Origin of the sequence: Paludisphaera rhizosphaerae (assembly GCF_011065895.1) — a bacterium.
GTDB lineage: Bacteria > Planctomycetota > Planctomycetia > Isosphaerales > Isosphaeraceae > Paludisphaera > Paludisphaera rhizosphaerae.
On record NZ_JAALCR010000015.1, the window covers coordinates 1 to 21460 of the forward strand.

General features: G+C 64.5%; 21 protein-coding genes and 1 pseudogene. 15 read left to right on the plus strand and 7 right to left on the minus strand.

Annotation, left to right across the window (positions count from 1 at the left end; translation table 11 throughout):
* The 5 genes from G5C50_RS19225 to G5C50_RS19245 form a co-directional block, all read left to right on the plus strand.
* Nucleotides 1–1180 (plus strand): DUF3987 domain-containing protein (locus tag G5C50_RS19225; protein ID WP_165071960.1); only part of this gene is annotated, 1180 nt, incomplete at its 5' end.
* Between the two features lie 58 nt (nucleotides 1181–1238).
* On the plus strand, nucleotides 1239–1556 hold the full coding sequence (locus tag G5C50_RS19230; RefSeq protein WP_165071962.1) for a hypothetical protein: 318 nt from the start codon (nucleotides 1239–1241) through the stop codon (nucleotides 1554–1556).
* A 62-nt stretch (nucleotides 1557–1618) separates the two neighbouring features.
* The gene (locus G5C50_RS19235) at nucleotides 1619–2164 is read left to right on the plus strand and encodes an NUMOD4 motif-containing HNH endonuclease (protein WP_165071964.1); all 546 of its coding nucleotides are present in this window, start codon (nucleotides 1619–1621) and stop codon (nucleotides 2162–2164) included.
* 807 nt (nucleotides 2165–2971) lie between these two features.
* Nucleotides 2972–3514 (plus strand): hypothetical protein, encoded by a 543-nt coding sequence (locus G5C50_RS19240; protein WP_165071966.1) that lies wholly within the window; start codon nucleotides 2972–2974, stop codon nucleotides 3512–3514.
* Nucleotides 3515–3758: 244 nt separating this feature from the next.
* The gene (locus G5C50_RS19245; RefSeq protein ID WP_165071968.1) at nucleotides 3759–4037 is read left to right on the plus strand and encodes a hypothetical protein; all 279 of its coding nucleotides are present in this window, start codon (nucleotides 3759–3761) and stop codon (nucleotides 4035–4037) included.
* Here the strand turns inward: G5C50_RS19245 and G5C50_RS19250 are convergent.
* Nucleotides 4000–5223 carry a tyrosine-type recombinase/integrase gene (locus G5C50_RS19250; protein ID WP_165071970.1) on the minus strand — a complete coding sequence of 408 codons (1224 nt, stop codon included), beginning with the start codon at nucleotides 5221–5223 and terminating at the stop codon, nucleotides 4000–4002. The two genes, G5C50_RS19245 and G5C50_RS19250, sit on opposite strands and share 38 nt — an antisense overlap.
* A gap of 388 nt (nucleotides 5224–5611) precedes the next feature.
* Between G5C50_RS19250 and G5C50_RS19255 the strand changes: the two genes are divergently transcribed.
* From G5C50_RS19255 to G5C50_RS19285, 7 genes are all read left to right on the plus strand, one after another.
* Nucleotides 5612–6172, plus strand: coding sequence for a hypothetical protein (locus G5C50_RS19255; RefSeq protein ID WP_165071971.1), 561 nt, complete (start codon nucleotides 5612–5614; stop codon nucleotides 6170–6172).
* A 23-nt stretch (nucleotides 6173–6195) separates the two neighbouring features.
* The gene (locus tag G5C50_RS19260; protein ID WP_165071973.1) at nucleotides 6196–6687 is read left to right on the plus strand and encodes a YpsA SLOG family protein; all 492 of its coding nucleotides are present in this window, start codon (nucleotides 6196–6198) and stop codon (nucleotides 6685–6687) included.
* 87 nt (nucleotides 6688–6774) lie between these two features.
* Entirely contained in the window at nucleotides 6775–8532 is a 1758-nt protein-coding gene (locus G5C50_RS19265; RefSeq protein WP_165071975.1) for a S26 family signal peptidase, read from the plus strand.
* A gap of 93 nt (nucleotides 8533–8625) precedes the next feature.
* Nucleotides 8626–9270, plus strand: a complete 645-nt coding sequence (locus tag G5C50_RS19270; RefSeq protein ID WP_165071977.1) for an RNA polymerase sigma factor — start codon at nucleotides 8626–8628, stop codon at nucleotides 9268–9270.
* Nucleotides 9271–9274: 4 nt separating this feature from the next.
* Complete coding sequence (locus G5C50_RS19275) at nucleotides 9275–10243, plus strand: hypothetical protein (RefSeq protein WP_165071979.1); 969 nt, start codon at nucleotides 9275–9277, stop codon at nucleotides 10241–10243.
* A gap of 4 nt (nucleotides 10244–10247) precedes the next feature.
* Nucleotides 10248–11678, plus strand: coding sequence for an arylsulfatase (locus G5C50_RS19280; protein ID WP_240907248.1), 1431 nt, complete (start codon nucleotides 10248–10250; stop codon nucleotides 11676–11678).
* A 123-nt stretch (nucleotides 11679–11801) separates the two neighbouring features.
* Nucleotides 11802–12377, plus strand: coding sequence for a hypothetical protein (locus G5C50_RS19285; RefSeq protein ID WP_165071980.1), 576 nt, complete (start codon nucleotides 11802–11804; stop codon nucleotides 12375–12377).
* Nucleotides 12378–12396: 19 nt separating this feature from the next.
* On the opposite strand, the gene G5C50_RS19290 is transcribed toward G5C50_RS19285, so the two are convergent.
* From G5C50_RS19290 to lysS, 6 genes are all read right to left on the minus strand, one after another.
* Nucleotides 12397–12954, minus strand: a complete 558-nt coding sequence (locus G5C50_RS19290) for an NUDIX hydrolase (protein ID WP_165071982.1) — start codon at nucleotides 12952–12954, stop codon at nucleotides 12397–12399.
* A 1-nt stretch (nucleotide 12955) separates the two neighbouring features.
* Nucleotides 12956–13417 (minus strand): universal stress protein, encoded by a 462-nt coding sequence (locus G5C50_RS19295; RefSeq protein WP_165071984.1) that lies wholly within the window; start codon nucleotides 13415–13417, stop codon nucleotides 12956–12958.
* A 66-nt stretch (nucleotides 13418–13483) separates the two neighbouring features.
* On the minus strand, nucleotides 13484–14386 hold the full coding sequence (gene ilvE, locus G5C50_RS19300) for a branched-chain-amino-acid transaminase (RefSeq protein ID WP_165071986.1): 903 nt from the start codon (nucleotides 14384–14386) through the stop codon (nucleotides 13484–13486).
* Between the two features lie 66 nt (nucleotides 14387–14452).
* Nucleotides 14453–15163 carry an ABC transporter ATP-binding protein gene (locus G5C50_RS19305; RefSeq protein WP_165071988.1) on the minus strand — a complete coding sequence of 237 codons (711 nt, stop codon included), beginning with the start codon at nucleotides 15161–15163 and terminating at the stop codon, nucleotides 14453–14455.
* A 56-nt stretch (nucleotides 15164–15219) separates the two neighbouring features.
* Nucleotides 15220–16641: an ABC transporter permease gene (locus G5C50_RS19310; protein ID WP_165071990.1), complete on the minus strand. Its 1422-nt coding sequence runs from the start codon at nucleotides 16639–16641 to the stop codon at nucleotides 15220–15222.
* Nucleotides 16642–16698: 57 nt separating this feature from the next.
* Nucleotides 16699–18273: a lysine--tRNA ligase gene (gene lysS / locus G5C50_RS19315; protein WP_165071992.1), complete on the minus strand. Its 1575-nt coding sequence runs from the start codon at nucleotides 18271–18273 to the stop codon at nucleotides 16699–16701.
* A 902-nt stretch (nucleotides 18274–19175) separates the two neighbouring features.
* On the opposite strand from lysS, the gene G5C50_RS19320 reads away from it, so the two are divergent.
* From G5C50_RS19320 to G5C50_RS19325, 3 genes and pseudogenes are all read left to right on the plus strand, one after another.
* Complete coding sequence (locus G5C50_RS19320) at nucleotides 19176–20306, plus strand: metallophosphoesterase family protein (RefSeq protein ID WP_165071994.1); 1131 nt, start codon at nucleotides 19176–19178, stop codon at nucleotides 20304–20306.
* A 51-nt stretch (nucleotides 20307–20357) separates the two neighbouring features.
* Nucleotides 20358–20411 (plus strand): annotated as a pseudogene (locus G5C50_RS32975) (prepilin-type N-terminal cleavage/methylation domain-containing protein); the annotation flags it as partial.
* Complete coding sequence (locus tag G5C50_RS19325; protein ID WP_255487506.1) at nucleotides 20406–21416, plus strand: DUF1559 family PulG-like putative transporter; 1011 nt, start codon at nucleotides 20406–20408, stop codon at nucleotides 21414–21416. The pseudogene G5C50_RS32975 and the gene G5C50_RS19325, both read left to right, overlap by 6 nt.
* Nucleotides 21417–21460 lie beyond the last annotated feature (44 nt).

Below are 21460 nucleotides of genomic sequence, written 5' to 3' on the forward strand. Positions count from 1 at the left end.
ACCAGGCCCCCTCGCGAGTCTCGTCGCCGATGCCCGGAACGGCGTCGGAGCGGACGGCCTCCTGGCTCGGGTCCAACTGCTCGTCTGGCCCGACGCCGTGCCGTACAAGCCTTGCGAGCGCTGGCCCGACCATGAAGCCAAACAGGAGGTCAGGAGGATCTTCCGCAAGATCGCCGAGGCCGACTACTCGTCTCGCGGCGGCCACGTCGACCAGTTCGGCGGCCCCCCCGCCTTCAGGTTCGACGCCGCAGCCCAGGCAATCTTCGACTCCTGGTTCGAGGCCCTGGAGGTCCGGCTTCGGAGCGGGGATATCGAAGATCCGGCGCTGAAGTCGGCCCTCAGCAAGTACCGCAGCCTGGTCCCGTCGCTGGCGTTGGTTTACCACCTGGTATCCCACGTCGACTCCGAGAAGATCCCGCCCGTCGACGTCGCCGCCGTCGAATCCGCGATCGGCTGGGCGGTTTACCTGGAAGCCCATGCTCGTCGCGTCTATGGCTGCTCCGGCGGCGCGTCGGTTTCGCCGGGAGCCAGGCTGGCCCGTCGCCTTTCGGAGCTCCCCGCCGGCTTCACGCGCCGGGACCTGCAGCGCAAGGGCTGGTCCGGCCTGCGGGGGCCGGAGGAGCTTGACAGAGCGATCCATGCCGCCTGCGAACGGCGTTGGATTCTCGCCTATCAGGCGGAATCGGGGACAGGAGGAGGCCGGCCGACCGTCCGCTACTGGCGCAACCCGCTCGAGTCGGTCTCCGCGGCATCGGCGGGCCCCCTGTTGGTCGCCTCCGACTTAGTCGGGGTCATGGCCGAGTGGGCAGCAGCCTCCGACGACCGGTCGGCCCAGATCACTCCGAAGGCAGCCGGCCTCTACCAGCTGCAGGCCTCCTCAGCCAAGTGCCATCAGGTTCACCACGATTTCCCGCTTGGGATGCCCGAGACCGAGCTACTTGCGTTGCTCGCCGATATGGAGGCCGAGTCGCGACGGCTCGGCCCTCGTGACGTGCAGGCGGAACTGGCTGAGGTCCGACGACGGGGGGACGCCGCTTTCGCCGCCGCCTGCGCCGAGGCCGAGGCCCGAATGGACGCCCTGAAGGCGGCGGCGGTCGCCAGCGCGGCCGCTGGCGTCGTCGTCGTCTGCCCGCCGCCTCCTCCGCCACCGCCCCCTCCGGCACCCGTTCCCGTCGTTTGACCCTCTTCACGTTCTCGGGCCGCCCGAAGGCGGCCCACCTCTAGGAAGGAGCAACAAGATGAGCCCGTCCGAAGCCTATGAAGCTGAAGCCGCCGTGGTCTGGCGCCGCGTCGTCGACGAGATCTCCACGCGCTACCCCGACGTCGAAATCTACGCCGGGATCGACGATCACAATGGCGTAAAGGGTTACGCCCGCATTATTTACCGCTCCGGACCGACGCCGATCCGGTCCGAAGTCGAGGTCGGTTGCGGCTGCACTCGGGACTGGATGGTCCGGATCATGACCAAGGCCGTCGAGGATCTGCGGCGGCAGCCTATCGAGGTTCAGCCTCCCACGACCTCGACCAAGGCGATCCGCCGGCAACAACCCTTCTGATCTGCTCCGAGTTCCCAGCCGCCCCAGGACGGGGCGGCCCCTACCGCACGGAGGCTATCCCAGTGATTTCCACGACTCGACTCCTGCCCACGACGTTCACCTTCCCCAAGCCCGCCGACGTCGAGACCTGGAAGCCGATCCCATCGGCCCCCGGCTACAGCGCCAGCAGCGAGGGCCAAATCCGCAATGACAAGAGCGGCCGCCTGCTCAAGCAGACCCTCCGAAAGGACGGGTACGTGCATCTCGGCCTGCGGGTCGATGGAGTCACGCGCCTGGTCCTGGTCCATCGGGCCGTCGCCGAGGCGTTCATCGGCCCCTGCCCGGAGCGTCAGGAGGTGGATCATCACAACGGCAACAAGGCCAACAACCGGCCCGACAATCTCAGCTACTGCACCCACAAGACCAACTTGAGACGGGCCGCCGCTCGGGGGCAACTCGCCCGTGGCGCCGAGAACCCTCGGTCCAAGCTGACCCCGGATGCCGCCCGGGAGATCAAGGCCGCCGCGATCTCTCCCGGCGACCTCACCAGGTTCGCCAACAAGTACGGGGTCACGGTTACGGCCGTCCGGGCTGTGAGGGCCAATAAGACCTGGGCCTGGGTGGGTTGATCCAGCTGTCATTTTCCCCCCGGCAATCGGGCCGGGGGATGATTAGCGGCAATCATCCTAACAGGATCCAAAGGTGAAAGCGCATGGCTTTCAATCCGTTGTTCCTCGGTTGCTGGCTTAGTCGTCAACCTGGCAAAGCACCAAGGTGACGATGTGAAGTTAGCGTCTTTAAAATTGCTAATGCTCCCGAATTTATATGGACATGACGCCTTAGGAGGTTCAATATCATCGACCGGTGTTCGCAAACGCCACTTAAAGTGGGTTCGCGGCGGCACTGTTGATTCGCAAGTCGTTTACAAACAGGGGAAAGCATCATGCTTGCAACAACCCGGCCTGCGATCCTTCAGCACGTATTCGGTTTGGCGCTTGGGCTTGCCGTGGGTACTATGAGCGGCCCCGTCGCGTTGGCCTTCTACCCTGACTGTCCGGGCTCAGTCGGCGACCTTGATGCTGATACCACTTTCGATGCCACAAATGTTAAGTGTAAAAGTACTGCAAAGCTGACATGTCCTGCTGGGGACGGGGAACAGTGCTGCTTCTTCTTCAGGACCGCACTCCAGGGTCCTTTCGGTGCGGGCTATCCTATAGAGGACGACAACATCGACTTGTATTGCAATGAGGGGACCGACGCGACACCACGCACAATTCGCGAAGTGTCGACCGCGAGAGTTTCCGGCAAATGGGAAGGACGTGTCCACTACTATACGGTCGACTGCACGAGTTACGACAAATCTTGGGAGTTCTCGGATAGCTCCGAGGTGACCATTCCGTGATCGGATTACGGACAGCAACACAGGAGGTTACACAATGCGTCGATTCTCGAAGTCGTTGATGGTCACAGTTGCCGTCGGCCTAGTCATGGGGCTGGCGATTCACAGTACAATCCTTGCCGAGAAGCAACCTGCGGCGAAAGCCCTACACCGAAAGGTGACTTTCGACGTAACCAATTCGAACTCGGAAGAAGGTCGGACGCCTGCCGTGAGCGGCAAGGGGAAATTCCCGATCCGACTCGAGGTCAAGGACATCGGGAAGTCGGACCGAGCACGGAGGTTGCAGGTCTTCGTCCAGATTTCTACCCCTGGCGGCGGCAAGCTTGCGTCGAAGGTCGGCGAGACGTTCTTTGTCGATGCCAACCCAAAGATCATGACGACGGGGCCGGATGAGGATCAAACCGCCCCTTTCGAATGGGACATTCCAATGTTGCCGGGCGACTATGTAGCCCGGGTATTCCTATGCGATCCTGACACGCCTTATGAAGGTCGAGAGCACGACGAGACTTTCCCAGATCCTGCCCTCTTCCCTGGCGCGCTCAAGGCGGGGAAAGCGGTCCTCGTCCACGTGGCTCCTTGATCGACTCTGCGCGGTATACGCTGTACCCGTAGCTTGGTTTTCGGAATCGATCCACAGGACCAACTCGCTAGTGCTGAATCAACAGCCCGGCCCCTCACCACGCGAGGAAGCCGGGCCTTTTCATGCGCCGATCCTGTGTCCCGTTCGACGGTGAGGCGAAGCAAATCGTGGGGGCCTGAGCGCGCAATCGGGCCGCAGGCAGATAGTTTGGTAATGGAGAGTAATCACCTAGGAGGAGTAAGAGGTGGCGAACGACTTGCTACGGATCGAGGACCTGGCCAAACGCTGGGAGGTGACCATCCGGCAGGCCCGTCGGACTGTATTGGAGGGGGCGGTCCCGATGATCGAGTTGCGTCGGACGGGCCGTAACGTCAGTTGGTCGACGACCCGATTCGACGCACGCGATGTTACGGCCTGGGAGGAGGCCCGGAAGAGGGCCAGGACGGCCGAGGTGGTCGAGGGCCCTCCCCCGCGTCGGGGCGTCGTCACTCGGCCCGCCCGTCGGTTCCTCGGCGACTATTGACCTTGAGGCGCTGGACCCTCGCCCCTCGCGCCGCCTCCGCCGCCGCCGCGAGGTGGTCCGTCGAAAGATGCAGGTAAGTCCTCGAGAGCATGGCCACGGACGTCCCCAACATTTCGGCTGCGGTCGCCGACTCCACTCCTCGTTCAATCAATCGGGTCGCGGCCAGATGCCGAAGCTGGTAGGCCCGTAACCTTCCCACCCCCTCCGCCGGGATCCGCCAGCCGGCCGCGATCGCGGCCCTCCGTAGATCCTTACCCGAGCAGACCAACCGGTTCGACGTCCAGGGCCGGCCGCCCAGCGACGTAAATATCAGGTCCCCCGGCTCGGGTTGAACTCGGTCGAACAACCTTCGCAATGGGCGGAGCAGGGCGGGCCCCAGGACGATCCTCCTGGCCTTGCCGGTCTTCCCGGAGTTCTTCCACTTCCTACGGACCAACAGCCCGTAGGAGGCTCCGGAAGGCGTTTTGCCGACCGACCAGGCCACCTCTCCCCAGGTCGCGGTCGCGATCTCCGAGGGCCTGGCCCCGGTCGCCGCGATCAGACGCTGGAGGAGCAGGTAGTTGCGACGTTCAGGGCTTGTCGCCGTGGACCTGAGGTAGCGCAGCCAGTCGGCGACGGTTTTGACTGGCGGGATCTCGACCTCCGGCTCGACGACTTTGGGGCCACTGTAGTCTTCGAATGGGAACGACCGAATCAGGCCCGTCCTCTTGGCCCAGCGCCACGCGGTTTTGACCCGCCGGACGGCCGTCCCGACGTAGGAGGTCGAGGCCGGGCCGCGACCGTTGGGAGCGCCTCGACGAAGCCATTGCTCGGCGACCGACCGGAGATCTTGTTCCCTGGCCTGGTCCGCGAGCAAGTCCCCGAACTTGGCTCCGCACGCCCGGAATCCACAAGCCGTCGTCAGTAAGCGCGTCGTGACGTCGAGGGTGACCGAGTCCATCGTCCCGACCGCGACCCGCTCCTGACAGTCGCCGAGGTACGCGTCGAACAGGTCGGCGACCGACGGCCCCCGAGAGACCGCCGCAAGCCCCTCCTCGATCCGTTTGACCTCGGCCTCGTACCAGGTCCAGGCCGCCGCCCGTTCTTTGGGGCCAATCTCTCGAGGGGCGGTCAACTTGCTCCCCTGAATGTTGGCCGCCCACCTCGATCGAGCCGTCCACCAGTAGGGTCCTCCAGGTCTCGCCATGTTATCTATCTTTCCAGGAATTCAGGAACAGAATTCAGGAACAGACAGTCTGTTTCCCTGCAAAAACAGCGTATCACGCGACCCTCCGAAGGTTGAAGACCAGGTTCGATTCCTGGCGAGGGCATGGGCGCACTCGCGCCCGGATTGCAGACGTCCCCGGGGTGTGACGGATTCGCACGCGACTTTGCGAAGGTCGTAGACCAGGTTCGACTCCTGGCGAGGACGCTTTCCTGGGCAGCGAAATCGCCGCATGGTGTTCGTCACGGGAGGTCGTCGGACTGTGTCTTCGCGTTCTCACCTCGTTCGATTTGACGCTTGACCTCGGCTGCGACGCGAATCATCCTTGGGGGCGGCTGAACCGTCCCTATCAAGAGGAGAGGGGTGTCCCTTGCCGATCCGTCCTGCGATCCTGTTCGTGGTTGGCCTGATCTTAGTTCCGATCGTGGTTGATGGTCAGGACGGGGATAAAAAGCCTCCGCCGCAACGCAAGGTCTACAGCCGTCACGTCGATCTCAAATTCAGGAATTCGCCAGGCGATTTGGCTCCACACGCCGTCACCGGCAAGGGGGGATTCCCCGTTCGCCTTGAGATTAACGACGAAGGTCGTTCGCCGGCAGCCCGCCGACTTCAGGTTCTCGTGACCGTCTTCAAGAAGGCCGATCCCACGCCCCTCAGAGCCAAGACTGGTGAGCGGATTCTGATCAAGGCCGACCCCCGCATCCTGACGACGCCCCCAGATCAGGACAGAAAGCATTCATTCGACCTCGACCTCCCCCTACCTCCAGGCGACTATGTCGCCCACGTCTTCATCTGCGATCCGGACCGACCTTATCGCGGTGGGAGAACCCATAAGACTTTTCCTGCCCCGGAGGAATTTCCGGGTGAGCTTCTGCACGCTACGTCGGTTGTGCTTCACGTCGACCCCGCCGACGAAGCGGCAAAGAAGTAACGACCTCCTTCAGCGGACGAGCCATGCCGACGCCCAGGCTCGAACGAGTGGTCTCCGGCGGCCAGACCGGCGTCGACCAGGCCGCCCTGCGCGCGGCGAAGGCGGCTGGGTTGGCGACGGGGGGTTGGATGCCGCTGGGCTTCCTCACGGAGGATGGACGCCGACCTGACATGGCGGACGCATACGGGATGAAGGCGGCGCGGACGCCGGATTCGCCGACACGGACGCGGATGAATGCGAAGGACTCCTCGGCCACGATCTGGCTGGGGCCGACGGGCTGCGCCGGGTGGGTGGCCACGGCGGCGGCGGTTCGTCGATATGGAAGGCCGATGCTCGTGGTCGAGCCCGGGGTGACGACGCCGAGGATGGTCGCCGACTTCCTGACAGCGAATCGCGTCCGGACTCTGAACATCGCCGGGCCTCGGGAGTCCACGAGTCCCGGCATCGGCGAGCGAGCCGAGGCGTTCCTGGCGCGACTGTTCCGGATGCTCGCCCAAGAGCCGACGTCGCTCTGACGCATCATGTCGCATATCCGAGTCCGACGCAGGCTGGTATCCTGTCGAGTACACGCAATCTCGATGACGATCCGGCGAAGGACTCACATGGGGCATGCAACAACCGCGACATCCCCCCAGGGGACGCCGCGCAATCAGGTTGAGGACGCCGCCGCGGCGGCCCGCCGGGAACGTCGGCGCAACCGTCGCGAGACGATCGAGTCGTTCGTCGTCGTCGTCGTGGGCTTCCTGGTCTGGAGCATCGAGGCCGAGGGCTTCGTGATCCCGACCGGCTCCATGGCCCCGACGCTCATGGGCCGACACAAGGAGGTCGTCTGCCCGGAATGCGGCTGGACCTATCGCGTCAACGCCGACTGCGAGGTCGACGCCTCGGGGAGCGGCGGCAAGACCGGCATCCGCGTGAACTGGGGAGTCTGTGAAAACTGTCGACGACCGACGAAGGTCGACGACCAGCCCAGCTTCGCCGGCGACCGGATCTACACGCTCAAGACCGATGCCTCGGTCCCCTTCCTGCCGATGCTCGGGCGTCTTGAGCCGCAGAGGTGGGACGTCACCGTCTTCCGGCTTCCCGAAGACCCCTCCGTCCGCTACATCAAGCGGCTCGTGGGGATGCCCGGCGAGGTCCTACGCATTCAGCGGGGCAACCTGTGGCGGAGTGATACCGAAGACGGTCCGTTCGAGATCCTGCGCCGTCCCCCCGCGCAGTCGTTGCAGGTGAACATCCCCGTCTACGACGACGCGTTCCGCTCTCGGACGACGGCCGCCGACCCGACATGGCGACGGTGGACGGGCTGGGACGAACCCTCGCCGGGCTCCTACCGTGCAGAGGCGGGGCCCGACGTCTGGCAAGACCTCCGATACCACCATCTCGTCCCCTCGCCCGAACAGTGGGAAGCTCTCGCCGAGGGGCGTCGACTGGATGCGCCTCCTCGCCCGACGCTGATCACCGACTTCTGCTCGTTCAACACCGACCTCGCTCCCGAGAAGCTTCAGCAGGTCCGAATGGCCTCGCGGCCCTGGTTTCAGCCCCACTGGGTGGGCGACCTGGCCCTCTCGCTCCGGCTTCAGGCCTCGCGGCCGTCCGGCTCGTTCCGAATCGAGCTGATCGAGGGGGGCGTCTCGAATCGCTGCGAGATCGACCTGGAGACGGGGCAGGCCCAGATCTTCCGGGACGACGATCCGCTCGGACCTGCCGTGGAAACGGCCGTGAAGGGGGCGGGGGCTCACGACCTGACTTTCGCCAACATCGACGATCGACTGACCCTGTGGGTCGACGGCTCCCGTCCTTTCGGCGACGGACTGGCGTATGATTCGGGAGGAGCGGAAGCCCTGCCAGCGCCGACCGCCGCCGACCTGGAGCCGGCGCGCGTGGCCGTTCGGGGCTCGGAAGTCGCTGTCAGTCGATTGGTCCTGAAACGAGACGTGTATTACACCCAGGACCCTCGCGACCCGGACTCGGACGAGTTGGCGAGCTATCGGCTCCGTCCTCCCGTGGAATTGTTCGACCTCCTGGCCGATCCGGATCGCTACGCGACCCTCAAGTGGCGGAAGCCGCGCGAGTATCCGATCGAGGAGGGGAGGTACATGATGCTGGGGGACAACAGCCCCTGGAGCGCGGACGGCCGAGTCTGGACGCGGTCCGATCAGACGACGCCGACGGCTCCCAACCGCGGCTGGGACTCTTCAGGGCGTGAAAGCTGGGAAGTCCCGCGGTCGCTGGTTCTGGGACGGGCGTTCAGCGTTTACTGGCCGCATCTTCAGCCCATGTGGCCCAGGCTCCGGTTCAACCCCGACCTCATCCTGCCGGCGAGGCCTAACGTGGAGGCCGTTCGCTGGATATACTGACGACGCCCAGCCGGCGAGGACGGTCCCTCCAAATTGAGAAGCTGGACGCCATCGGAAGTTCCTTCGAACCAACGCTCGCGGCGGTGCGTAACCATGGTTAAGGTCATCGGCATGGATACCACGCAGGGGCTCGCCCATCAAACGGACGAGGACCTGATGCGCCGGTATCGCGACACCGGTGACGAGAAGGTCTACAACGAACTGGTCCATCGTTACGAACGCGAGCTCTACCGCTATCTGGCCCGCTACACGGGCGACCCGTCGACGGCGGAGGACGTGTTTCAGAACACGTTCCTCCAGATCCATTTAAAACGCGGATTATACGAAGACGATCGTCCGTTCCGCCCCTGGCTTTATGCGATCGCCACGCATCAGGCCGTGGACGCCCTCCGGAAAGCGGGCCGACGCCCGACCGTAAGCCTGGATCAGAAGCTGTCTCCCTCTCAGGGGGAGTCGGACGCCGGTTCGTTGCTGGACATGCTCGTCAACGACGATACCGGGCCCCTGGCGGACCTGCAGGAACAGGAACGACGCGAATGGGTGCGGGAGAGTGTGGAAAAGCTTCCCGACGCGTTGCGGCAGACCCTGATCCTCGCCTACCATCAAGATCTGAAGTATCGGGAAATCGCCGGTATCCTCAAGATTCCCGTGGGCACCGTGAAATCGCGGCTCCACGCGGCTCTCGCCAAGCTCCAGCAGATGGCGAAGGTCGCGCAGCGGGACGGGAAAGAAGATTGACCCCATGAACTCCGACGAACTGCTCGATTTCGCCCTCGGCCAGCTCGAAGACCCGCGGCGGAGGGCCTGCGAAGAGGCCTGCCGATGCGACCCGGACCTGGCGGCCCGGGTGCAGAAAACCCGCCGAGCCCTCGACCTGCTGGCCGATGACGGGGCGATGTTCAGCCCGCCTCCCGGGTTGGCGAACCGGACGCTGGCGTTCGTCGCGCAAAGCCCGTCGACTCACTCGATCCTGGACTACGTCCCGGCTCGCGTCCCTTTTCGCTGGGCCGACTTCGCCGTGGCCGCCAGCATCTTCATCGCCGGCCTGCTGACGCTGATGCCGGCCGTGCAGCGGTCTCGCGAGCGGATGAACCAGGCTGGGTGCGTGTTCAACCTCCAGCAGATCGGCAGCAGCCTGGCCCAGTACGCCACGCTGCACCCGTCGTATCCCGCTCCCCCAAGTCATCGCGCCGACGCTCAAAGCGGCCTGTTCGTCGCCCTTCTGCGCGACGCCGGCGTCCTGCCGGACGTTTCCGTGCTCGACTGCCCCTACAACGGCAAGTGCGACCTTCAGCACGCCCGCGGGCTCGCCTCGTTCGAGAAGGCCGACGACCTTCGCAAGACAGACCCCGCGGCGTACGCCAAGGCGGTTTGCTGGGACTACGGATACAACCCGGGCTACCGCCACGCCTCCGGCCAGTACGGCCCGATCGACGCGCGGCCAGCCTCCATGATTCCGGTGGTGGCCGATCAGCCTCCCGACGACGCTCTGCTGGGCGACGTGGACCACAACAGCCCGAACCACTACGGCGCGGGTCAGAACGTGCTGTACAGCGACGGCGCCGTCCGGTGGCATCGCAGCCGACTCGTTGGGCCGCACGACCATGACGTCTTCCTGAACAACAACCGCAAGATGGAGCCGGGCCTCGACGAGCGCGACTCCGTCATCCTTCCCCGCGAAGTCCCCTTCAACAACTCCGAGGCACGTTGACGCCATGACGATCCGGCGATGGGTCCTCCTCCTCATGTGGGCGGCGGCCCTCGCCCCCTCGTCCCGGTTCGCGGCGACGTCCGCCTCGGCCGCGCCGCCGAACATCGTGATCGTCATGCCCGACGACGTCGGGTATGGCGATTTCAGCGTTAATGGCAGTCCGATCGTCAAGACGCCGCACGTCGACGCCTTCGCCCGCGAGGCTCTGCGGTTCCAGAGTTTTCACGTCAGCCCCACCTGCGCGCCGACTCGCGCCGCGTTGATGACCGGCCGCCACGAGTTCAAGTCGGGCGTGACCCACACGATCAACGAACGCGAGCGGCTCAACCTGGGTGCGACGACGCTCGCCCAGGTTTTGAAGACGAACGGCTACGCGACGGGGATCTTCGGCAAGTGGCACCTCGGCGATGAGGCCGACCACCAGCCCGAGCGCCGCGGCTTCGATGAGGTCTTCATCCACGGCGCGGGCGGAATCGGTCAGAGCTATCCCGGCAGTTGCGGCGACGCCCCGGGCAACAGCTACTTCAGCCCGGCCATCCGCCACAACGGCGTCTTCGAGAAGACCCAGGGCTACTGCACCGACGTCTTCTTCAACCACGCGATCGAGTGGATCGACGCCCGGCGCAAGGCTGGGCCCTTCTTCGCCTACATCACCCCCAACGCCGCTCACGTCCCGCTCCAGTGCCCCGAGGGCTACGCCAATCGCCACGCCGGCGAAGTGCCGGAGGACGTCGCCAAGTTCTACGGGATGATCGAGAACATCGATGACAACTTCGGCCGACTCCTCGACGCCTTGAAGCGGTGGGATCTCGAACGCGACACGCTCGTCCTGTTCCTGACCGACAACGGGGGAACGCTGGGTGTGAAGACCTTCAACGCCGGCATGCGGGGTCAGAAGGTCACGCCGTACGATGGCGGCACCCGCGTACCCGCCTTCTGGCGATGGCCCGCCGGCATTCAGGGGAACCGCGTCGTCCCGGCCCTCGCGGCGCACGTCGACGTCTTCCCGACCCTGGCCGAAGTCATCGGCGCGAAGCTCAACGAGCCCGTAAAGGACCAGGTCGAGGGCCGCAGCCTGGTCACGTTCTTCCGCGAGCAGCCCGTCGAATGGCCGAACCGCGTGCTCGTCACGCACGTCGGCCGCTGGCCTCACGGTCAACGAGACGCCTTCAAGTACAAGGGCGTCTCGATCCGCGACGAGCGTTTCGCCCTGGTTAACAACGCCGAGCTGTTCGACCTCCAGGCCGACCCCGGCCAAAAGACCAACGTCATCGCCGCCCACCCCGACGTCGTCGACCGGCTCCGTCGCGAATACGAGGCGTGGTGGCAGTCGATCCTGCCCGCTCTTCCCGAGAACGAGGACGCCATCGGTCCCAAGGTGAACCCGTACCACGAGTGGTACTGGAAGCAGTTCGGAGGCGGGCCGCAGGGCTAACGTTCCTCGGTATGTCGACTTCAACTGGAAATCTTCGTAGAACGGCAGAACCTTCTCCATATCGTCCTTGTCTCTGTCATGTGGTCCAAGTGGACGATTGAATAGAGGTGGGATGTGGATAGTTTGAAGAAGCGACTCGAATACCTTGGTATGGCCGATTTCGACTATCTGGCTGCCCGCTTGCTTATGATTCACGGGCTTGTGACGGTGGCTTTACCGAAGGCTGCTGAGGCAGTCGAGAAGCTCATGAAATTGTTCCTCGTTCTTGAGGCCAAAATTAGCCGCAACGAAAACCTGACGGCTAAGGATTTGAAGGGATATGGGCACGACCTCGAGCGGCTTTTTGCTCAGTTCAAGACCAAAGTCCCAGTTACCTTCGGTGGCGAATGGGACGATTATGTCAAGTGTCTCCAGGAGTCCTATACATATCGGTATCCGGAGCACTGGACTCAGTATCGAGCGGAACTAGACCTCGACAAGCTCGATTTTGTGTATGTACACATGAGAAACAATATTATTCTTAATTTCCCATTAGAGGAGCGTCAGAGGGTGCGTCACTTCGGCACCTTCCTCTACGACGCTTACACCGCTGAAGCTTTCGACCTTATAGGTCGCCTTGGCGGCAAGAATCCTGGTGAGATCCTTCGTCTATCCAATCAACAGTTCGCGTTATTGGATATTGATGCTAGCAGGATTTAGAATTGTCTCGTGAGCTAACCTATCTTCGATATGTCCGTCGCAGGTGGTCGCAGAAGAGGATCGACAGCATCGATTTGGCGTCGCGGATGTGGCCGTCGTGGACCATGGCGACGGCGTCCTTCCAGGGGACGATCTTGGTTTCCAGGCGTTCGTCGGGCTGGTGGTCGGTGGGGCCGGGGGTGAGTTCCTCGCAGAGGTAGAGGAACATCCGCTCGGTCATGACGCCGGGGGTGACGTGCCACCAGCGGAGGAAGGTGATCCTGCCGGCGCGGAAGCCGGTTTCCTCGGCCAGTTCGCGAGGGGCGGTCTGGTCGGGGGTCTCGCCCTCGTCGATCGTGCCGGCGGGGACCTCCAGCAGCGTCTCGCCGATGGCGTGGCGGTAGTTGTAGACCAGGCAGACGTGATCGGCGTCGACCATCGGCACGAGCGCCACCGCGCCCCGATGGAGGACGACCTCGCGCTCGGAAAGCCCGCCATCCGAGAGGCGGACGGGCTGCATGGCCAGGTCGAGCTTGGTCCCGCGATAGATGACCCGTCGCGGGGGGAGCGGCTCGGCGTCGTCGGCTGCTTCCGACATGTCAGGAGGACTCCGCCGGGGCGGATCGTATCGAGAGCACGGGGCAGGGGGCTTCCCGGACGATCCGTTCGGCCACCGAGCCGAGCAGGACGTGGCTTAACCCCGTCCGGCCGTGGGTTGCGATGACGATCAGGTCGACCTGGTTCTCGGCCGCGTAGTCGACGACGGCCTCGGCCGGCGCTCCCCAGCAGACGGCGGTCGTGACGCTCTTGGGCGTTCCCCACTCCGGCTTGATCTGATTCTTGAGCGTCTCCGCCGCCCGCTTCTCGTCTTCCTCGTAGAACTGGGGAGGCATGACGGGCATCAGGAGCGGGTCGGGCCCGGTGGGGACGATCTCGGAGAGGACGTGGATGACGTGCAACTCCGCCCCGAAGCGCTCCGCCAGCCCGCAGGCGTACCGTAAGGCTTCATGAGAGTGGGAGCTGAAGTCAGACGGCGCAAGGATGCGGGTGAAGCCGATCATGCGACGGTTTCCGGCGAGGATTGACCGAGCGCCGCCCCCCTCCGTAGAGGGGCGGCCGTCGGTGATTCAAACGCGGCCGGCGCCGTTGCCGACCTCGACGTACTGGTCTCGCCCCTCGTGGACGAGGCTGACGAACCGCTGGCGAAGCTCGCGGAAGACGGGGCCGGGCTTGCCCGTGCCGATCGGGCGGGCGTCGCACTCGACGACGGGGATCAGCTCGGCGGCGGTTCCGGTCAGGAAGCACTCATCGGCCGTGTAGACGTCGTATCGGTCCATCGTCCGTTCGACGACCCGATAGCCAGCCTGACGGGCCAGCTCGATGACGGCCTCGCGGGTGATCCCTTCAAGGATGCCGGAGTCGACCGAGGGCGTGTGGATCTCAGCGTTTCGGACGACGAAGATGTTGTCGCCCGTGCACTCGGCGACCTCGCCCTTGTGGTTGAGCATCAGGGCTTCCAGGCAGCCGGCCTGGGCGCCCTCCATCTTGGCGAGGATGTTGTTCAGATAGTTGAGCGACTTCACCCGCGGATTGACCGTGTTCGGGTGGCTGCGGATGGTCGCCGCGGTGACGATCTTCAGCCCATGCTCGTAGAGCTCCTCCGGGTACAGGCTGATGGCGTCGGTGATGATGATGATCTGGGGATCCGTCGTCTTGCGCGGGTCCAGACCGAGGCTGCCGGAGCCCCGGGTGACGACGACCCGGATATAGGCGTCGGTCAGCTTGTTCGCAGCCAGCGTATCGACGATGGCTGCGGCCATCGCCTCGCGACTCATCGGGATCCGTAGGTGGATCGCCGTCGCCGAGGCGTAGAGCCGATCGACGTGGTCCTTGAGCCGGAAGACGCGACCGGAATAGGACCGGATCCCCTCGAACACGCCGTCGCCGTAGAGGAGACCGTGATCGAAGACGCTGATCTTCGCGTCTGCCTTATCGTATAGCTTGCCGCCGATGTAAACCTTGGGGCTCATACGGCCCTCCGCACCCGCGCCGCGTCGGGGCCGCGACAACCACGCACCCTGGTATCGGTTTTGGTCTCAGACCAGCGCGGGAACCCACTCCTCGATGCGCCCCTCGGCAAGCCTCACGACCCGGTCGGCCTGGTGGGCGATCTGTTGATCATGCGTGACCAATATCATAGTCAGCCCCCGCTCTCGGTTCAAGTCGCGGAGGAGTTCCAACACGCCGTGACCGGTGGCGGCGTCAAGATTGCCGGTCGGCTCGTCCGCGAGGAGGACCTCGGGTTTGCCGACGAGCGCCCGGGCGATGGCCGCACGCTGCATTTCGCCGCCGGAAAGCTCGGTCGGCTTGTGGGTTAGGCGATGGCCCAGGCCCACTCGCTCAAGCATTTCCTGCGCGTCGCGGCGGATCGTTTTCCGTTGCCGAAAGTATGCTAGCACACCATTCCTGATGAGGTGCGGCATCATCACATTTTCGAGGGCCGAAAGCTCGGGCAGCAGGTGGTAGAACTGGAAGATGAACCCGAACGTCCGGTTGCGGAGCTGGTCGCGCTCGCGGTCGGGGCGATCGTCGATCCGGCGGCCGTCCAGAACGACCTCGCCGGCGTCGGGCTGGTCGAGCAGGCCGAGCAGGTGCAGCATGGTGCTCTTGCCCGAGCCGCTGGCCCCGATCACCGCCACAAGCTCCCCGCGCTCCGCCTCGACGTCGACGCCGTGGAGAACGGGGACCTCCAACTTGCCCTTCCGATAGCTCTTGGACAGGCCGTAAGCCGCGATATGAGTCGTCATCGTCCGGGTCTTCCGTGTGGGACGTGAAGGGTCGGGTAAGGGACGCCTCGAACGGGTCACTCGTAGCGGAGGGCTCGGACGGGGTGCATCTTCGCCGCTCGTCGGGCCGGCCAGATGCTCGCGCCGACGGCGATCAGCATGGCCCCGGCGACGATCGCGGCGACGGTGTGGGGCTCGACCAGCGTCGGGATCCGGTCGAAGTAGTAGATCGAGTCGTCGAACACCTTGTGCTTGAGGATGATGCTCAGGAGTTTCTCGATCTCATTGATGTACGCGACGAACAGCAGGCCGCCGATCATCCCCACGCCGCTCCCCACGGCCCCTAGCAGCAGGCCGTAGCCGAGGAAGATGTTCCGGACGCCCGAGGTCGACGCCCCCAGCGCCTTCATGATGCCGATGTCGCGGGTCTTCTCCACCACGATCATCGAGAAGATCGCCAGGATGCCGAAGCCCGCGACGGCGATGATGAAGAACAGCAGGATGTTCAGGATGCTCTGCTCCACGGCCACCGCCGCCAGCAGCGGCCCCTGCTTCTGCTCCCAGGTCGAGACGTGGAAGTACGCGCTCGGCGAGAGCTTGTGGAGGCTGAGCTGGAGCTTGTCCGCCAGGGCGTCGATGTCGGCGCCGTCGCGAACCTTCACCTGGATCGAGTTGACCGCTCCCCGGCCGTCGGCGCGGATCAGGTTCCGAGCGCGCTGAAGGTCGCGGATCGGGACGTAGACGTGGGTTGAGTCGTATTCGCTCATCCCGCTCTTGAAGTAGCCGACGACCGTGAAGGCGTCCATTCCCGGCTCGGGCACCTTGCCCTGCTTGGGGAAGGCGAGGGAGATCTTGGAGCCCTCCGCCGCCAGGTAGAGATCCTGCTTGCCGTGGCCGAGGTGATAGGTCGCGATTGCGTAACCGACGATGGCCCCCTGCATTGGAACCTGGTCGGCCTGTTCCTTCTCAATGAGTTGCCTCATGAAGGCGTCGTCCGGCTCGCTCTGGAGGGCGCGGAGCCGCTGGCCGGCCGGCGACTTCGCGCGGACCTCCTCGGTGACCTCGAACGATGGGGGAATTTGCCGACCCTCCTCATTGAAGAGGTGCTCGGCGAAGTCCCCCGTCTTGGCCCGCTCCGTCGGCTCGACGCCGATGATCTGGACGGGGTGGGTGCGCACGTCCTGCGAGCCGGGGCCGAACCGGTAGGAGAGCATCCCGGGGGTCTCGACCGTCGGGGCCGTCGCCAGGACGTCCTTGCCGCCGACCTCCTTGATCCGGGCCATGACCTCCTCAAAGTTGTAGAACCCGTCGAAGGAGGCGGATTCCACGATGAGGTCGGCCAGAACGCCGTGGAGGCGGTCGCGCATCTTGTCGGCGAACCCGGCCATGACCGAGTTCACCACGATCATCGTGGCCACGCCCAGCATGACGCTGATGACGCTCGCCAGCGCGATGTATCGGGTTCGGAGATACCGCCAGCAGAGCAGGTACTTGTACACGAGGCTACTCCTTCCTGGAACCAGCCTGTCGCGCGGGGCTTGGACGATCGTGAGCGGTCAGATCTCAGACGAATCCTCTTCGAGTTCGTCCGCTGGCCGGGTTACAGAGCCTGTGCCGTGGGCCGTGGTCTTACCCGCCACAATTTCCGCACCCCCCGCAACAATCGGGCGCATCAGCGGGAAGAGGACCACGTCGCGGATGCTCGCCTTGTTCAGGAGGAGCATGCAGAGCCGGTCGATGCCGATCCCCAGGCCGCCGGCCGGGGGCATCGCATTTTTGAGGGCCTGCACGAAGTCCTCGTCCATCTTGGCCATCGAGTCCTCTTCCTTCTGCCCGGCGAGCTGGCTGCGGAAGAGATCCTCTTGCAGGTACGGGTCGTTCAACTCGGTGTAGGCGTTGGCCAGCTCGATGCCGTCGACGAACAGCTCGAACCGCTCGGCCAGCCGCGGGTCGGACGCCTTCCGCTTGGTCAGCGGGCAGATCGCCGCCGGGTAGTCGATGACGAAGACCGGGCCGATCAGGGCGTCCTCGACGGTCGCCTCGAACAGGTCGCTGATGATCACGTCTCGGTCGCGGCCGTTGGTCTCGATCCCCTTCTCGGCGGCGCGAGCCTTCACGGCCTCGAAGTCCTCGGGGTCGACCTGGGCGTGTTCCTTCAGGAGGTCCAGATACGCGCGGCGAGGCCAGGGGGGGGTGAAGTCGATGGTCTTCTCACCCCACGACCGCTGATAGCCGCCGCCGACCGCCTGGATCGCGGCGCAGATGAGACCTTCGGTCAGGTCCATCATCGAGTGATAGTCGCCGTACGCCTGGTAGGCTTCCATCATCGTGAATTCGGGGTTGTGCTTGGGGCTGATCCCCTCGTTGCGGTAGACGCGGCCGATCTCGAAGACCCGTTCCATGCCGCCGACGAGGAGCCGCTTGAGGTACAGCTCCGGGGCGATCCGCATGAAGAGATCGATGTCGAGCGTGTTGTGGTGCGTCACGAACGGCCGGGCCGCGGCGCCGCCGGCGATGGACTGCATCGTCGGGGTCTCGACCTCGATGAACCCACGCTCCTCCATCACCTTGCGGAAGGTGCGGACGATCGTCGACCGGCCCAGGAAGGTCTGGAGCGACTCCGGGTTGGTGAAGAGGTCGACGTACCGCTGGCGATACCGCCGCTCCTGGTCGGTCAACCCGTGCCACTTCTCCGGAGGGGGGGCCAGGCTCTTACCCAGGAAGGTGAGGTCGGTCGCGAAGACCGTCAACTCGCCCGTCTTGGTGTAGCCGAGCGTGCCGTCGACGCCGATCAGGTCGCCGAGGTCCAGCAGGTCGACGAGGGCCCAGCAGGCGTCGCCGACCTGCTTCTTGCCGATGAAGACCTGGATGCGTTCGGTCCAGTCGCGAACTTCGAGGAAGACGACCTTCCCCTGTCCGCGCCTGAGCATGATCCGGCCGGCGACCCGGACGGCCGGGCCGGGCTCGGGCGTCTCGCCCTCGGCGGGTTTCGGCGGATCGATGGCGCGTACGGACGCAATGGACCTATGGTCGTCGAACCGGCGACCCCAGGGATCGATCCCCAGGTCGGCGATCTTCCGCAACTTCTCGGCCCGCACCGCTTCCAGGCCGTCCCGCGACTCTTCGGACATCTCGACGCCTTAACCCTTCGCTTTTTTCGACTTCGGAAAACTTGAGGCAAATTGTAGTGATTGGGCCGATCGGGTCAATCGCAACCGTCGTCCGGGGAGGCCCAGGCGCCGCTGGCGGAACGCCCGGGAATGCTCCTGGCGTCGAACTCCCTGGCCTCGTTCGGCTTCGTTCGCGGGCAGTGGGGAGACCCGGTGAGAAACGTAATCGATGTGTCGGACGAGATTTGCGCTGTGGGGTCGCCGTTCGAGAATTGGCTTTGTTCGCTCACTTTCTTCGCCCGTCTCAGGCATCCCTGAGGCGACGGGCCGACTCCGCCCATGGGTTGCGATCCGACAGGATCCTGAGCGACCGCTACGGTTCGTAACCCTCGAACTCCGAGCCGTCGACCACGGTTGAAATCATCCCGTTGGATCCCGCGAGCCGCGATGCGAACGGCCGAACTCGCGATCGGGTCCGTTTCGGCTTCGTTCGCCGTGGTCGCCCAGACGGTCATGGATGAGTAAAGCCTTTGATTCATGGTGTTTATGTTGACGTTGCCGATGACGGCGGCGGCTTCGTTCGACTGAAACCCGAGACACGGGCGCTCCGGTTCGACACCCCGCGCTGTTCCCGAGGTTCGCTTGGACCCGTCGACCCCTACAGCCTGCGAATCGAGGTCCTTCCGATAGGTATCATGGTTCCAAAATCGATTTCGTGTTCGGGAACTCGGAGCCGGAACGCATTCAACGAGGCCGCCTCTGTCTGTGAACCTGGGAGCGATCAAGCAATGTTGGACAAAATTCTAAAAGTAGTGAAAACGAACTTGTTGTGAGTGGAAATAGCTGCCTCGCGGTGTTAGTTTCCATGCAAAGGCCGCCCGCTCACTTCCCACAGCGGGGCCTTTCCTTCGGCGAGCCAGTCGATGGACGCAACGGAACTCGAGAGATTCTTCTTCCGCCCCCCGGCCGAGAGCGCCGTGGTCAGGACGGCGCAACGTCGCCTGAGCAGCGACCTCTTCCGCGCTCCCAGGCTTCAGACGGACCGGTCGCCCTACCATCTCGATCTTGCCGACGTGCTGCCGACCCGCGCGCGGGCCGTCGCCGAGGCGAAGAAGCTTGTGTTCCACACGGTCGGAGACACGGGCGGCGTGAACGGCAACGGCGCGCAGATCAACGTCGCCGATCACATGGCGCATCAGATCAACAATTCGACCCTGCCCGATCAACCGTCGTTCCTCTTTCATCTCGGGGACGTCGTCTACTACCACGGGCAGGACGAGGCCTATCACGACCAGTTCTACAATCCGTACCAGGACTATCCCGCGCCGATCTTTGCGATCCCTGGGAATCACGACGGCGACACCGAGGATCCCGAAGAGACGCTCGGGCCGTTCCTCAAGCACTTTTGCGCGCGGACGCCCAGCCATGAGCCGGAAGCCGGCCATTCGGACCGTCCGACGATGATCCAGCCGAACTGCTACTGGCGGCTCAACACCCCCGTCGCCACGATCGTCGGCCTCTACTCAAACGTCTCGGGCGAGCTCGACAACACCGACAAGGGGGAGACGACGCAGCGAGACTGGCTCGTCGACCAACTCCGCACGGCCCCGGCCGACCGCTGTCTCATCGTCGCCGTGCATCACCCGGTGTACTCCTTCGGCAAGCATGGCAGCACGCTTCGGGTGCGTCAGGCTCTTGAGTTCGCCATCACAACGAGTGGACGGCCGCCGGACGCGGTGCTGACGGGCCACGATCATTGCTACCAGCGTTTCACCCTGAAACGCGACGGCCGGCGCATCCCCTTCATCGTCGCCGGGGCGGGGGGCTTCGCGACTTACAGCGACCTGACCAAGGTTCGCGAGGACACCGACCCTCCGCCGGGCGTCAAGCTCGAAGCCTTCGACGACGACCACCCGGGCTTCCTCCGGATCACCGTGGAGGCCGACAGTCTCATCGGCGAGTACTTCACGGTGCCCAAGGCCGGCAAGGAGAAGGATCCGGAGAAGCTTCGGGACAGCTTCAAGCTCGACCTCAGGACGCACAAGTTCGTATGAAACTCGGTCCGTTCCTCATGTCCGCAGTCAGGCGGGCCCGCTCGCAGCGGCTTTACGCTGATTGAGTTGCTAGTCGTGATCGCCATCATTGCGGTCCTGATCGCCCTTCTTCTCCCGGCCGTCCAGGCTGCACGCGAGGCTGCTCGACGCGCTCAGTGCGTCAACAACCTCAAGCAGATCGGCCTTGGGCTGCACAACTACGTGTCGCAGCAGAACTGCTTCCCGCCGCTTTGCGGCAACATGTGGGCTCAAGGCATCAGCGCCAGCCCCGGCTGGGGCAACTGGCCGTTGGGTTGGGGTGTCATGCTGATGCCCATGATGGAGGGCCAGACCCTCGCTAATGCGGCGAACTTCTGCTACGGGGCCGACCAGCAGGAGAACTATCAGACGGTCTGTCGGGCGCGGGTGGCGACGTTCATCTGCCCGTCGGAGAGCCAGGCCGCGGGCCCGTGGCAGTCGCAGACGTGGACGAACTACTGCGCCAACGTCGGCGGCCCTGGGGCGCTGGGCACCTGGAGTGGCGTGATCGTGCCGATGCGGGAGACCGCCACGGACAAGATCGGGACCAACTACCCCACCAAGGCCGGGACGGTCACCATCGCCGCCCTGACCGACGGTACGTCGAACACCGTGGCCATCAGCGAACGGCTGATCGGACTTTCCTCGGGCAACTACACCGTCAACTCACCCCAGGCGAAGCGGGTCGTTTTCGGCCCCGTGACCGCAGGCACGGCCGACTCGGGCAATCTCGCCCAGGCCCAGGCCTTCGTCCAGAGCTGCCGGTCGTTGCCGGGCAGCAGCACCACGGCCGGCACGACGAACAATGTTTGGATTGCCGGGGCGGTCTGGTCGGCCTCGCACGGCAACACCTTGCGGTTCAACGCTTTCACTCATGTGAACACGCCGAACGGGCTCTCCTGCATGGCCGAGAACTACCCCCCGGGCCAGGCCATCGACGCCATGACCCCCAGCAGCAACCACTCCGGCGGCGTCAACGCCTGCCTGGCGGACGGCTCGGTCCGCTTCATCAAGGACTCGATCAGCATCCCGACCTGGTGGGCCCTGGGCTCGCGGTCGGGCGGCGAGGTCATCAGCGCCGACGCGTATTGACAGCGGATTGAGGCGTGTGGAGAGCCGGCCGGGTCCGGTTCTCC

Coding starts and splice junctions, on each gene's coding strand:
- G5C50_RS19230 (WP_165071962.1), top strand. CDS start 1,239: ATGAGCCCGTCCGAAGCCTATGAAGCTGAAGCCGCCGTGGTCTGGCGC.
- G5C50_RS19240 (WP_165071966.1), top strand. CDS start 2,972: ATGCGTCGATTCTCGAAGTCGTTGATGGTCACAGTTGCCGTCGGCCTA.
- G5C50_RS19250 (WP_165071970.1), bottom strand. CDS start 5,223: ATGGCGAGACCTGGAGGACCCTACTGGTGGACGGCTCGATCGAGGTGG.
- G5C50_RS19260 (WP_165071973.1), top strand. CDS start 6,196: ATGCCGACGCCCAGGCTCGAACGAGTGGTCTCCGGCGGCCAGACCGGC.
- G5C50_RS19265 (WP_165071975.1), top strand. CDS start 6,775: ATGGGGCATGCAACAACCGCGACATCCCCCCAGGGGACGCCGCGCAAT.
- G5C50_RS19270 (WP_165071977.1), top strand. CDS start 8,626: ATGGTTAAGGTCATCGGCATGGATACCACGCAGGGGCTCGCCCATCAA.
- G5C50_RS19275 (WP_165071979.1), top strand. CDS start 9,275: ATGAACTCCGACGAACTGCTCGATTTCGCCCTCGGCCAGCTCGAAGAC.
- G5C50_RS19280 (WP_240907248.1), top strand. CDS start 10,248: ATGACGATCCGGCGATGGGTCCTCCTCCTCATGTGGGCGGCGGCCCTC.
- G5C50_RS19290 (WP_165071982.1), bottom strand. CDS start 12,954: ATGTCGGAAGCAGCCGACGACGCCGAGCCGCTCCCCCCGCGACGGGTC.
- G5C50_RS19295 (WP_165071984.1), bottom strand. CDS start 13,417: ATGATCGGCTTCACCCGCATCCTTGCGCCGTCTGACTTCAGCTCCCAC.
- ilvE (WP_165071986.1), bottom strand. CDS start 14,386: ATGAGCCCCAAGGTTTACATCGGCGGCAAGCTATACGATAAGGCAGAC.
- G5C50_RS19305 (WP_165071988.1), bottom strand. CDS start 15,163: ATGACGACTCATATCGCGGCTTACGGCCTGTCCAAGAGCTATCGGAAG.
- lysS (WP_165071992.1), bottom strand. CDS start 18,273: ATGTCCGAAGAGTCGCGGGACGGCCTGGAAGCGGTGCGGGCCGAGAAG.
- G5C50_RS19320 (WP_165071994.1), top strand. CDS start 19,176: ATGGACGCAACGGAACTCGAGAGATTCTTCTTCCGCCCCCCGGCCGAG.